The following is an 11,979-nucleotide window of genomic DNA, read 5'->3' as shown; positions in this document are numbered from 1 at the left end:
GTAACAGCCAACATTGTTTTAGCTGACCCACCGTTATCGCAGGCAAGCCAGCTCCCACATTCGATGGCGTTATTGGCCAGAGTTGATGGTGATTTTTTCTACCGCACCTTGTTCCAGATCCCACTTCTTCAGGATCTTGCCGTAAGTCCCATCATCAATCATGCCCTGCAACGCCTCACTGATCGCCGTGACCAACTCGGTATTGCTCTTCTCAATCCCAAGCCCGGTGAATTGCTTGGAAATCGCCAGCCCCACCGGCTTGTACTTGCCCTTGTCCAGCGACATCAAATAAGGAATGGTCTCGCTGCCCTGCATCGCCGCATCCAGGCGGTTCTGCTGCAACTGCGCCCGCGCATCCGCCGAGCCTTCGGTGCCGATCACCACGATTGCCGGCTTACCTGCCGCCTCGCAGTTTGCCTTGCTCCAGGCGGTAATTTCCGACGGCCAGGTGGTGCGGCGGCTGGTGCCGACTTTTTTACCGCACAGGTCGGTCAATTCCTTGATCTCTTCACGCTTGGCCAGGGTGTACAGCTGCGGGCCGCTGGTGAAGTAGTCGATGAAGGTCACGGCTTTCTGGCGCTCGGCGGTGTCGGTCATGCCTGACAGCACGATGTCGACGCGCTTGGTGGTCAGGCCGCTGAGCATTTGTTCGAAGCCGGTTTCCTGCCATTTGATCTTCACGCCCAGTCGCTCGGCCAGGGCGTTGCCCAGGTCGAAATCAAAACCGGTGAGTGTGTTGGTGGCCGGGTCCTTGAAGTCCATCGGCGGGTAGTTCGGCACGATGGCCGCGCTGATCTCACCCTTGTCCTTGATGGCTTGCGGCAAGGCCGCGAATACACATGAGGAGGCAATCAGGCCTGCAAGCAAGGTAGGGATAAACATCTTCTTCATGGGGGCGTTCTCGTTAGTTTTTTAGTTAAGTGCGAACGGCAGAAATAAAGCTTTGGGTACGCGGGTTTTGTGGGCTTATTAGAATGTCTTCCGGGCTGCCGGCTTCCACAATCTGGCCGGCGTCCATAAACACCATGCGGTTGGACACTTCGCGAGCGAAGCCCAATTCATGGGTGACCACGATCATGGTCATGCCGGTGGTGGCCAAATCGCGCATCACCGACAACACTTCGCCTACCAGCTCCGGGTCGAGGGCTGATGTGGGTTCGTCAAACAGCATCAACTTGGGGCGCATCGCCAAGGCACGGGCGATTGCCACACGCTGTTGCTGGCCACCGGACAACTCCACCGGGTAAGCATTGCGCTTGTCCGCCAGGCCAACGCGGGCCAGCAGTTCCAGCGCGTCTTCGATGGCTTCCTTGGGCGAGCGCTTGAGCACCTGGCACGGGCCTTCGATGATGTTTTGCAACACGGTCATGTGCGGGAACAAATTGAAACGCTGGAACACCATGCCGGTGGCCAGGCGCTGGCGGGCGATCTGCGCTTCGTTCATCTCGTGCAGCTTGTTGCCGACTACCCGATAACCGACCAGTTCGCCGTCGACCCACAGGCCGCCCTTGTCGATCTTTTCCAGCTGGTTGACGCAACGCAGCAGGGTACTTTTGCCCGAGCCGGACGGGCCGATGATGCACATCACCTCGCCTTGCTCGACCTCGATATTGATGTCACGCAGGGCGTGATACTGGTCGTAATACTTGTTCAGGTTGACAGCCTTGACGATGCTTCTCATGGGGCAAATCTCCTCAACCCAGGCTTACGAACGCTTGCCGGCGCCGCGGGCAAAACGACGCTCGAGGCGGCTTTGACCAAATGAAAGAACAGTCACCACCGCCAGGTACCAGATGCCCGCCACAATCAGCAGCTCCATCACCCGGGCGTTGGCGTAGTAGATGTTTTGCGCGTTGTGCAGCAGTTCCGAGTACTGGATGACACTGGCCAGGCTGGTCATTTTCACCATGCTGATGAACTCGTTGCCTACGGGCGGGATGATCACGCGCATGGCCTGCGGCAGAATGATCCTGCGCAGCGCCTGCAGGCTCGGCATGCCGATGGACTTGGCCGCCTCGTATTGGCCGGTGTCCACCGACAGCAAGCCGGCACGCACCACTTCAGCGGTGTAGGCGCCCTGGTTGATGCTCAAGCCGAGCAGGGCGGCTACGAAGGGCGTCATCAGGTCGACGGTGTCGATGCTGAACAGGCCCGGAATCGCGATCACCGGGAAGATCAACGCCAGGTTGAACCACAGCAACAATTGCAAAATCAGCGGTGTACCGCGAAACAACCAGGTGTAGGTGATGGCCACGTAACGCAGGATCGGGTTGGCCGACATGCGCATGATCGCCGTGATCACGCCGATCACCACGCCCAATGCCATCGCCAGGATCGACATGACGATGGTGTTCACCAGGCCCCAGAGGATGGCTTGCGACGTAAGGAACTGGCCAATGTAGGACCATTCGATCTGGCCATTGGCAAACGCGCGCAACAGCGCAGCCAACACAATCACGATCAACGTGGCAAAAAACATCCGCCCGTAATACCGCCGCGGCACATGCTCGTACTGCGTGATATCGAACTGGTTTTCAGACAACTTGCGCTCGGCTTCCAAGCGCTCGGCCGGGGTTTGATTCATGTTGCCACTCCAAAACTAATGACGCTTTAACCGATGTACACGGTGTTGCGGTTGAAACCCGGTCAAATGTGGGAGCTGGCTTGCCTGCGAAAGCGCCGGTGAGCTCACCACACCTACCAAGGCTTAAATCCGAAACCCCTGATAACTCTCAGCCCACTTCTGCTGTTCAGCCAAAGTAGTCTTCAACCGCCCAATCTGCTCCTTCACCCGCTCCGGCGCCGTACCACCCCACCCACTGCGCGCCGCAATCGCCGCCTCCAGGGTCAGGCAATCACGCACGTCCGGGGTGAGCCGCCCATCCACCTCGGCCAACATCGCCGGTGAGGCTTGCCACAACTCAATTTCATGCTGCTCACAGGCCTGTACCAGCGCGCCGGTAATCTCATGGGCCTCCTTGAACGGCACGCCACGGGTGGCCAACCAATCCGCCACCTCAGTCGCCAAGGTAAAGCCCATCGGTGCCTGGCGTCGTAGCTCCTCTACCTGCACCTTCATGGTCGCCACCATCCCGGCCATCGCCGGCAACACCAGCAGCAAGGTGTCCACACTGTCCAACACGCTGTGCTTGTCTTCACTCAAATCGCGGTTGTACGACAGTGGCAACGACTTGAGCGTCGACATCAGCCCGGTCAGGTTGCCGATCAAACGCCCGGCCTTGCCCCGCGCCAGTTCGGCAATGTCCGGGTTCTTTTTCTGCGGCATGATCGAACTGCCGGTGGCGTAGGCGTCGTCCAGCACTACCCAGCGAAACTGGCGCGACGACCACAGGCAAAACTCCTCAGACAGCCGCGAAATATTCACCCCGAGCATGCCCGCCACAAACAGGAACTCCGCCACATGGTCACGGCTGGCGACAGCGTCGATGGAGTTTTCGCATGGCCCGGTGTAGCCCATTTCCTTGGCCGAGTGCTGCGGCTGACGTGCTATCGCCGAACCTGCCATCGCTGCCGCGCCCAACGGCGACAGGGCCGTACGCGCATCCCAATCCACCAGGCGCTGCACATCGCGCAGCATCGACTGCGCGTGAGCCAGCAAATGATGGGCAAACACAATGGGTTGCGCCTGCTGCAAATGGGTGAAGCCCGGGCAGATGCTCTGCACATGTTGCTCGGCCTGTTCAACCAACGCCTGCTGCAGGCCCAACACCTCAGTGGCGATGGTGCGTGCATGGTCACGCAGGAACAGGCGCAGATCATTGGCCGTCTGGTCATTGCGCGAGCGTCCGGCGCGCAACTTGCCGCCCAGGGCACCGATGCGCTCGGTCAATACGCGTTCGATAAAGGTGTGTACGTCCTCGTCATCCAGGGTGGGATGCAGGCGACCGGCGGCGAAATCCTCACCGATACGGTCCAGGGCTTCGAGGGTGCGCAGGGTTTCCGATTCATCCAGCAAACCGGCGCGCTGCAACTCACGGGCATGGGCGCGGGAGCCGGCCAGGTCGTAGGGCGTGAGGCGAAAATAGCGCTCAGGGCAACGCGACAACGCGGCCAACGCCGCAGACGGACCGGTCTTGAAACGAGCGCCCCAAAGGCGGTCGGTGGGCTGGGACATGGGTGTTCCTCACGCTTGTTTTTAGAAGAGTCGGAGGCAGTTTCAACAGAAGTTTATCGGTGTAGAACCGACGTCTGACGCGCCGTATTCAAGGTTGCCAAGGGCGGATGTTTATGTTCATTATCGCCGCCTGGCTATGTTCAAGGATTGGGTTCAAGCCTGTTGAATATGGCACTCGAGGTCAACGCGCATTATGGAAACCCCACTTTCCACTTCTGGAAACCTGCCGCCAAAACCCGGCACACGAGCGCCGCTGCAACTGAGCGGGCTGGACTTTAAATTGTTGCGGGTATTTATGGCCGTGGTCGAAGCCGGCGGCTTCAGTGCCGCGCAAAACGAGCTGAACGTGGGCCTGGCGGCCATCAGCAAACAGATCTCCGATCTCGAGATTCGCATCGGCATGCGCCTGTGCACACGGGGCCGCGAAGGGTTCGGGCTGACCGAAGAAGGCAAGTTGGTGTATCAAGCATCCATCGAGTTATTTACCTCGGTGGACAGTTTTCGCGACAAGCTTAGTTCGGCGCAGAATGAACTCATCGGCGACCTGAGTGTGGGCGTTATCGATAACACCGTCTCCGACGTTAGTTCCCCACTGATTACCGCCCTGGGCAACTTACATCGCCAATCGCCAAAAATAAGATTGCGCCTACACGCCTCGCAATTGGACGAAGTTGAACGTGGGGTAGTGGAAGGGCGACTGGTCGCCGGCATCGTCCCGGTGTACCAACGCCGTGAAGAATTCGACTACTTCCCACTCTACGAAGAAAAGGCCCACGCCTACTGCGCCGTAGGGCATCCCTTGTTCACTGCGAGCGACATCACCCCCGACGCTCTTCGCCAATACGAAGTGGTCAACCATCGGTATGCGATCCATCGCGACAAGGCCAACTTCGTCAGCCACGACAGCCAGTCCGCCTCGGCTTCACAAGTGGAAGCCGTCGCCATCCTGATCCTCACCGGCCGCTTCCTGGGCTTTCTGCCAGAACACTACGCCACGCCACTGGTAAGGGAAGGGCGCCTGCGCGCACTGTGCCCAGAGCAGGTTCATTTAAGCACCGCGTTCAACCTGATCCTGCGCCACAACGCGCCGAGAAGCCCGATGGTAAAAGCCTTCGCCACAGCGCTGGGTGTAGACTTGAAGACGTCGGCCTAAGCCTCAACAAAGCTCAAATGTGGGAGCTGTCGAGCCCCAGCGAGGCTGCGAAGGGATCGCCTCGGTCTCCCGCCAACCCCACCCACCCGCATCACCGCTGCAACCGAGCCCGCTTTTTCTTCTTCGCATGAAAATGCCGAAAATGCGCATCCTGCGCCGCCGCCAACAACTCCCGATCCCCACGCGTATCGCCCCAGGCCCTGAGCCGATACTCCCCCAGGTCCCCATACACCGCCTCAAGCCGCAGCACCTTATTCTCACAACGGCAATTATTCCCGGTGAGCTTGCCGGTCAGCACCCCATCCACCACCTCAAGCTCAGTACCGATCAAGCGGATGCCAAGCCGGTCGGCAAACGGCTGCAACACCAACGCCGGCGACGCCGAACACAGCGTCACCACCGCCCCGGACTTCACCTCATCCGCTACCGACTGCAAACCGCTCGGGCGCATCAACTTGCTCCAGCGCGCCTGGCAATATTCCTGCGCTTGCTGCTGAACCCAAGCCTTCTCCACCCCGGTCATAAAGGTGCGAATCAACTGCGCCTTCAACTCATCCCGGCTGATCTGCCGCACCAAAAACCGCAGCCCCGGCAGCGCCAGCTTGACCATCCGGCCATAAAACTCGCCGGGGCCAAAGGCAAACTTGAGGAAGGGCACGAAACTGTCGTGGTGGGTGAGGGTGCCGTCGAAGTCAAAGACGGAAAGTACTTTGGCGTCTGCGGGGCCGGCTTCGAGCATGTCTGGGTTCACGGGTTGGCCTCGATCCTATCTGATAGTTTTCAAGCGGGCATCAGCTGTGACAGCAGGAGTCTACTCCCGTGCCAATCTTCCGATCTTGGCGTAAAGCTCTTCGGTGAAAGCTTCCCGAGCGCTTGACCGGTGACAACGCTGATGGCAATTGGGGCACTAGGCTACAGCATTGGGGGGGCGATCCGAACCCTTCCGGGCCAGGTGCTTGAGGTGATGTACTTCAAGAAATGGCAAATGCCTTTTTTACCGACGAAAAAAAGCCCTGAACATGCCAGGGCTTCCTTTAGTGCTTAGTCCGAATCAATCCCAGCTCAGCGCGCCGCCGGTCTGATACTCGATCACACGGGTCTCGAAGAAGTTTTTCTCTTTCTTCAAGTCCATGATCTCGCTCATCCACGGGAACGGGTTGGTGGTGCCTGGGTACTCTTCCTTCAAGCCGATCTGCGACAGGCGACGGTTCGCGATGAACTTGAGGTAATCCTCCATCATCGCCGCGTTCATGCCCAGCACCCCACGCGGCATGGTGTCGCGAGCGTATTCGATCTCCAGCTGCGTACCCTGCAGAATCATCTGGGTCGCTTCTTCCTTCATCTCGGCATCCCACAGGTGTGGGTTTTCGATTTTGATCTGGTTGATCACGTCGATACCGAAGTTCAGGTGCATCGACTCATCGCGCAGGATGTACTGGAACTGCTCGGCCACGCCGGTCATTTTGTTGCGGCGGCCCATGGACAGGATCTGGGTGAAGCCGCAGTAGAAGAAGATGCCTTCCAGTACGCAGTAGTAGGCGACCAGGTTGCGCAGCAGTTCCTTGTCGGTGTCGACGGTGCCGGTTTCGAACTTCGGATCGGAGATCGAGCGGGTGTACTTGAGGCCCCAGGCGGCCTTTTTGGCCACCGATGGAATCTCGTGGTACATGTTGAAGATCTCGCCTTCATCCATGGCCAGCGATTCGATGCAGTACTGGTAGGCGTGGGTGTGGATCGCTTCTTCGAAGGCCTGGCGCAGGATGTACTGGCGGCACTCCGGGTTGGTGATCAGGCGGTACACGGCCAGCACCAGGTTGTTGGCTACCAGGGAGTCGGCGGTGGAGAAGAAGCCCAGGTTGCGCATGACGATGCGGCGCTCGTCGTCGGTCAGGCCTTCGGGGTTTTTCCACAGGGCGATGTCGGCGGTCATGTTGACCTCTTGCGGCATCCAGTGGTTGGCGCAGCCGTCGAGGTACTTCTGCCAGGCCCAGTCGTACTTGAATGGCACGAGTTGGTTGAGGTCGGCGCGGCAGTTGATCATGCGCTTTTCATCAACGGCGACGCGGGCGGAGGCACCTTCCAGCTCGGCGAGGCCTTCGGCGACGTCGAGTTTGTCCAGGGCGGCCTTGGCGCGCACGATGGCGGCGGAGTCGTTGGCGGTGACGGCGCGGGCTTCCACGGCGGCAGCGGCGCCGGCACCGTCGAGACGGTCCATGTTGGCTTCGGTGGCGTGGCCGGCGTTGGCGCCTTTAGCGGCTACTTCGCCTTCTTCTTCTTTGTCGAATTCGTCCCAGCTCAGCATGACGTGTCGTCTCCTGCGTGAGGGCTCAAAGGTGCCCGTGTGAAACCGGATGGTTGGGTGTTCACACGGCCCTATGGCCGCGGTGGATCTTAAGGAATCGTTTGTTGCAACAGCTCGCGCAGGCAAATAAACGGAATCAGGTTGCGGGTGCTGCATGAGGCTTGAGGGGCGCAGCGATGCGTGCTTGCTGCAGCGCAGGCTCAAGGTCTGGCTCTTTATCCCTGTGTAAAGGGATATTGCAGGCCCGATTTACCCGCGCATTATAGGGAAAAAATTGGGTTTGTGTTGCGGCGGATGGTCACTGATTAGAGACAAAAAGGACGCTTTTTAAGCCGGGGTGAGAGTTTTCGGGCTGTTGCTGTCGCAAGTTTTTTTAGCAGCTGGCACACGTCTCCAATCGTCGGCCAATTGCCATATGTCTTGCATAGGCTTCAGGGTGTCCTTACATTGCATATGTCAGGCATAGGTAGAGGATGAATCATGCGCACAGTCTCAATTTTTAAAAATGGAAAGAACCAGGCTATTCGATTTCCAAACGACATGGCCTATGAGGGAGTCGGTGAGCTCGAAATCACCCGCAATGGAGATACGATTACATTACGACCTGTCCGACCTAGCTGGGGGTCGCTGAGTGAGTTACCCAGGGCGGACGAAGATTTTCTTCAGGAGCGTCAGGACGTTGTTGGCGATGAAGGCAGGTTCAACCTGTGACGACATACATGCTGGATACCTGCATTTGCTCGTTCATCATGCGTGAGCGGCCCGAGTGCGTGCTTAAACGTCTGGCCTTGGAGGTGGCGAGGAGCAATCGAATCGTGATTTCGGCCATAACCTATGCCGAAATGCGATATGGACAGATTGGGAAAAAGGCATCGTCCAAACACAAGACGTTAGTCGATGAGTTTGTGAAGCGACTCGATGAAGTGTTGCCGTGGGGCGTGGCGGCGGTGGACGCGACGGTTGAGGTGAAGCGAAGCCTGACCGAGCAAGGGGCGATCATCGGCCAAAATGATACTGCTATTGCAGGGCATGCAATTGCTTCGGGGTGTACGTTGGTGACCAACAATATTCGGGAGTTCAGTCGCGTAGCGGGGTTGTCTTACGAGGATTGGGTCCATTAACCGGAGCGGGTGTTATGGCTGAAATCGCCATCGCAGGCAAGCCAGCTCCCACAGTTGATGCGTGGTGTATTCAAGGGCGGGTTCTTGGCCGCAAGAACGATTTCTTGCGGCAATTAAGAATCCAACTTCAGAAGTTGTTAGCCGTTAGAGCAACCATTGCCCATCACTTGATAGTTAAGAATATGCCGCTGGCCTTGCGAATCTTCATATTCCATCTTCACCGGTACAACTTCGCAGACTTCTGGAATGCTGCTCATGGACAAGACTTTGGCCACATCCAGGTGAGTGCTGTAGGTGTAGTCCTCAACGATCGGGGCGTTCTGGCCGGCCAGTTCAGTCGGGGCTTCGTCCGCCAGGGCGGCGGTGGCGCACAGGCTGCTCAGGGCCATCACTAATAACGCTTTCATTGCTTCATTACCTTCTTCAGGGCGAAAGGGGGCACGGGGCCCTTGTGAGGCCGCGTGTGTCACTTAAAAGTTGGGAAGTTCGGATTAACGTTGCCTTCGTGGGGGCTGTTGCGTTGTTAATCAGAGTGCCTTGTTGGCGGAGTTGATTTTAGGCGCCTCGGTTATATTCATATACCCGTGGTTTTGATAAACACTTTTGGCGGTTTTTGTAACAATCCCTCGATTAAGCTTTTTTCAGAAAGCTGCCAAGCGCCGCAGCACGCGGGCCAGAGCGGTGAAACGGCATAGCAGGGCAATTTGTAGGGTCTTGTTACTACCATCGTCGAATGGTTCTATAGGCCCACCCCGGCTACAACAGGGGCCATACAACAACAACTATTGTCACCGAGGTAAGAAAGATGAGTGCGGCTTCCCTGTACCCCGTTCGCCCCGAAGTAGCAGCCAACACGCTGACCGACGAGGCGACCTACAAGGCCATGTACCAGCAGTCGGTGGTCAACCCCGATGGCTTCTGGCGCGAGCAAGCCAAGCGCCTTGACTGGGTCAAGCCTTTCACCGCGGTGAAGCAGACCTCTTTCGACGACCACCATGTCGACATCAAATGGTTCGCCGATGGCACCCTGAACGTTTCCTACAATTGCCTGGACCGTCACCTCGCCGAGCGTGGCGACCAGATCGCAATCATCTGGGAGGGCGACGACCCTGCCGAGAGCCGCAACATCACCTACCGCGAGTTGCATGAGGAAGTCTGCAAGTTCGCCAACGCCTTGCGCGGCCAGGATGTGCACCGCGGCGATGTGGTGACTATCTATATGCCGATGATTCCCGAAGCCGTGGTCGCCATGCTGGCCTGTACCCGCATCGGCGCGATCCATTCGGTGGTGTTTGGCGGTTTTTCCCCGGAAGCCCTGGCCGGTCGCATCATCGACTGTAAGTCGAAAGTGGTGATTACCGCTGACGAAGGCATCCGCGCTGGTAAGAAGATTCCGCTGAAGGCTAACGTTGACGACGCGCTGACCAACCCGGAAACCAGCAGCATCCAGAAGGTGATCGTGTGCAAGCGCACCAATGGCGCGATCAAGTGGAACCAGCATCGCGACATCTGGTACGAAGACCTGATGAAAGTGGCGGGCACCGTCTGCGCGCCAAAAGAAATGGGCGCCGAAGAAGCGCTGTTTATCCTCTATACCTCTGGCTCTACCGGCAAGCCTAAAGGCGTGCAGCACACCACCGGCGGCTACCTGCTCTATGCGGCCCTGACCCACGAGCGTGTATTCGACTATCGCCCGGGCGAAATCTACTGGTGCACTGCCGACGTGGGCTGGGTCACCGGCCACACCTACATCGTCTACGGCCCGCTGGCCAATGGCGCGACCACGCTGCTGTTCGAAGGCGTGCCGAACTACCCGGACATCACCCGCGTGGCGAAGATCGTCGACAAGCACAAGGTCAACATCCTCTACACCGCACCGACTGCGATCCGCGCCATGATGGCCTCCGGCACCGCGGCCTGCGAAGGCGCCGACGGCAGTAGCCTGCGCCTGCTGGGTTCGGTGGGCGAGCCGATCAACCCGGAAGCCTGGGACTGGTACTACAAGAACGTCGGCCAATCCTGTTGCCCGATCGTCGACACCTGGTGGCAAACCGAAACCGGCGCCACGCTGATGAGCCCACTGCCAGGCGCCCATGCGTTGAAGCCGGGTTCGGCGGCACGGCCGTTCTTCGGGGTGGTGCCGGCGTTGGTGGACAACCTGGGCAACATCATCGAAGGCGCCGCCGAAGGCAACCTGGTGATTCTGGATTCCTGGCCAGGCCAGGCGCGTACCCTGTACGGCGACCATGACCGTTTTGTCGACACCTACTTCAAGACCTTCCGCGGCATGTACTTCACCGGTGACGGCGCGCGTCGCGATGAGGACGGTTACTGGTGGATCACGGGCCGTGTGGATGACGTGTTGAACGTGTCCGGCCACCGCATGGGCACTGCCGAGATTGAAAGCGCCATGGTTGCGCACCCCAAAGTCGCCGAGGCGGCGGTGGTGGGTGTGCCGCATGACATCAAGGGGCAGGGCATTTATGTGTATGTCACCTTGAAGAATGGTGAAGAGCCTAACGAAGCACTGCGCCTGGAACTGAAGAACTGGGTGCGCAAGGAAATCGGGCCGATTGCCTCGCCGGATGTGATCCAGTGGGCGCCTGGGTTGCCAAAAACGCGCTCGGGGAAAATCATGCGGCGCATTTTGCGCAAGATCGCCACGGCTGAATACGATGGGTTGGGGGATATCTCTACCTTGGCAGATCCAAGCGTGGTGGCGCATTTGATTGAAACGCACAAGACCATGAACGTCGCGTAAGCGGAGTAGGTGGGACAAAGCCCCATTCGGTGCAAGCCGGGTGGGGCTTTTTTGTACGGCCTCAAGACCGCCCAGATTTAGTGTGGGAGCTGGCTTGCCTGCGATAGGGGTATGTCAGGCAAAGGTTGGTTGGCTGAGGCATCCCTATCGCAGGCAAGCCAGCTCCCACAGTTCAGATTGCATTTCATAAGGGGGTATGGATGGCGGTCTGACAGACCTGCATAGCCACCAAACCAATAAATATCGGTTTTCCCCGTAGGACGTTTCTGAATGTTACCGCGTCGCTCAAATGTGTAACCGCCCGCACAAACCTGGGGCGATGGACCACGCCTACGCCCCGAAAAACCGCGTTCTAGACATCCCCACAAATAAGATTAAACGCCAGACTTGCCGTGCTAGAAGGGTTTGCGAATAATAGGCCCGCAATTTGCAGCATCATCAGGTTTAATATCTTTTGTCTCTGCATAAAATTCAGAGGCTGTCAATGAGCTGGAACCGCTTTCTCAG

Annotated in this window: 11 protein-coding genes and 1 pseudogene; 4 read left to right on the top strand and 8 right to left on the bottom strand. The window is 58.2% G+C overall.

What is annotated here, in order from left to right; genetic code table 11:
• Window positions 1–69: 69 nt before the first annotated feature.
• The 4 genes from MHH62_RS17800 to argH form a co-directional block, all read right to left on the bottom strand.
• Window positions 70–891 carry an ABC transporter substrate-binding protein gene (locus MHH62_RS17800; RefSeq protein ID WP_020303106.1) on the bottom strand — a complete coding sequence of 274 codons (822 nt, stop codon included), beginning with the start codon at window positions 889–891 and terminating at the stop codon, window positions 70–72.
• Between the two features lie 25 nt (window positions 892–916).
• Window positions 917–1,681 carry an amino acid ABC transporter ATP-binding protein gene (locus MHH62_RS17795; RefSeq protein WP_003193648.1) on the bottom strand — a complete coding sequence of 255 codons (765 nt, stop codon included), beginning with the start codon at window positions 1,679–1,681 and terminating at the stop codon, window positions 917–919.
• A 24-nt stretch (window positions 1,682–1,705) separates the two neighbouring features.
• Window positions 1,706–2,584, bottom strand: coding sequence for an amino acid ABC transporter permease (locus MHH62_RS17790; RefSeq protein WP_019819278.1), 879 nt, complete (start codon window positions 2,582–2,584; stop codon window positions 1,706–1,708).
• A 123-nt stretch (window positions 2,585–2,707) separates the two neighbouring features.
• Window positions 2,708–4,135: an argininosuccinate lyase gene (gene argH, locus MHH62_RS17785; protein ID WP_339231534.1), complete on the bottom strand. Its 1,428-nt coding sequence runs from the start codon at window positions 4,133–4,135 to the stop codon at window positions 2,708–2,710.
• Window positions 4,136–4,328: 193 nt separating this feature from the next.
• Here argH and MHH62_RS17780 point away from each other — a divergent pair, with 193 nt between their 5' ends.
• Window positions 4,329–5,288 carry a LysR family transcriptional regulator gene (locus MHH62_RS17780; protein ID WP_014719606.1) on the top strand — a complete coding sequence of 320 codons (960 nt, stop codon included), beginning with the start codon at window positions 4,329–4,331 and terminating at the stop codon, window positions 5,286–5,288.
• Window positions 5,289–5,379: 91 nt separating this feature from the next.
• On the opposite strand, the gene MHH62_RS17775 is transcribed toward MHH62_RS17780, so the two are convergent.
• The 3 genes and pseudogenes from MHH62_RS17775 to MHH62_RS17765 form a co-directional block, all read right to left on the bottom strand.
• Window positions 5,380–6,027 carry an HAD-IB family hydrolase gene (locus MHH62_RS17775; protein ID WP_020303103.1) on the bottom strand — a complete coding sequence of 216 codons (648 nt, stop codon included), beginning with the start codon at window positions 6,025–6,027 and terminating at the stop codon, window positions 5,380–5,382.
• A gap of 72 nt (window positions 6,028–6,099) precedes the next feature.
• Window positions 6,100–6,270: pseudogene (locus tag MHH62_RS17770) on the bottom strand (HNH endonuclease); the annotation flags it as partial.
• 69 nt (window positions 6,271–6,339) lie between these two features.
• Window positions 6,340–7,590 carry a ribonucleotide-diphosphate reductase subunit beta gene (locus MHH62_RS17765; RefSeq protein WP_014719604.1) on the bottom strand — a complete coding sequence of 417 codons (1,251 nt, stop codon included), beginning with the start codon at window positions 7,588–7,590 and terminating at the stop codon, window positions 6,340–6,342.
• Window positions 7,591–8,070: 480 nt separating this feature from the next.
• Here MHH62_RS17765 and vapB point away from each other — a divergent pair, with 480 nt between their 5' ends.
• A complete protein-coding gene (gene vapB, locus MHH62_RS17760) occupies window positions 8,071–8,301 on the top strand; it encodes a type II toxin-antitoxin system VapB family antitoxin (protein ID WP_014719603.1) in 231 nt (76 codons plus the stop codon).
• Entirely contained in the window at window positions 8,298–8,711 is a 414-nt protein-coding gene (locus MHH62_RS17755; RefSeq protein WP_014719602.1) for a type II toxin-antitoxin system VapC family toxin, read from the top strand. Before vapB ends, MHH62_RS17755 begins: the two co-directional genes overlap by 4 nt.
• Before the next feature lie 137 nt (window positions 8,712–8,848).
• Here the strand turns inward: MHH62_RS17755 and MHH62_RS17750 are convergent, their stop codons facing one another.
• Window positions 8,849–9,118, bottom strand: coding sequence for a DUF2790 domain-containing protein (locus MHH62_RS17750; RefSeq protein ID WP_014719601.1), 270 nt, complete (start codon window positions 9,116–9,118; stop codon window positions 8,849–8,851).
• A gap of 398 nt (window positions 9,119–9,516) precedes the next feature.
• On the opposite strand from MHH62_RS17750, the gene acs reads away from it, so the two are divergent.
• A complete protein-coding gene (acs, locus tag MHH62_RS17745; protein ID WP_339231531.1) occupies window positions 9,517–11,472 on the top strand; it encodes an acetate--CoA ligase in 1,956 nt (651 codons plus the stop codon).
• Window positions 11,473–11,979: the final 507 nt, after the last annotated feature.

Source organism: Pseudomonas sp. FSL L8-0168, assembly GCF_037976155.1.
Classification (GTDB): Bacteria; Pseudomonadota; Gammaproteobacteria; order Pseudomonadales; family Pseudomonadaceae; genus Aquipseudomonas; species Aquipseudomonas paracarnis.
Note: the sequence above shows the minus strand (reverse complement) of the source record. Positions and strands in the feature narration are given on the sequence as shown.

Excerpts from the sequence above, each read along its gene's own strand:
- MHH62_RS17800 (WP_020303106.1), bottom strand. The coding sequence starts at position 891 with ATGAAGAAGATGTTTATCCCTACCTTGCTTGCAGGCCTGATTGCCTCC.
- MHH62_RS17750 (WP_014719601.1), bottom strand. The coding sequence starts at position 9,118 with ATGAAAGCGTTATTAGTGATGGCCCTGAGCAGCCTGTGCGCCACCGCC.
- MHH62_RS17775 (WP_020303103.1), bottom strand. The coding sequence starts at position 6,027 with ATGCTCGAAGCCGGCCCCGCAGACGCCAAAGTACTTTCCGTCTTTGAC.
- MHH62_RS17795 (WP_003193648.1), bottom strand. The coding sequence starts at position 1,681 with ATGAGAAGCATCGTCAAGGCTGTCAACCTGAACAAGTATTACGACCAG.
- vapB (WP_014719603.1), top strand. The coding sequence starts at position 8,071 with ATGCGCACAGTCTCAATTTTTAAAAATGGAAAGAACCAGGCTATTCGA.
- MHH62_RS17790 (WP_019819278.1), bottom strand. The coding sequence starts at position 2,584 with ATGAATCAAACCCCGGCCGAGCGCTTGGAAGCCGAGCGCAAGTTGTCT.
- MHH62_RS17780 (WP_014719606.1), top strand. The coding sequence starts at position 4,329 with ATGGAAACCCCACTTTCCACTTCTGGAAACCTGCCGCCAAAACCCGGC.
- acs (WP_339231531.1), top strand. The coding sequence starts at position 9,517 with ATGAGTGCGGCTTCCCTGTACCCCGTTCGCCCCGAAGTAGCAGCCAAC.
- MHH62_RS17765 (WP_014719604.1), bottom strand. The coding sequence starts at position 7,590 with ATGCTGAGCTGGGACGAATTCGACAAAGAAGAAGAAGGCGAAGTAGCC.
- argH (WP_339231534.1), bottom strand. The coding sequence starts at position 4,135 with ATGTCCCAGCCCACCGACCGCCTTTGGGGCGCTCGTTTCAAGACCGGT.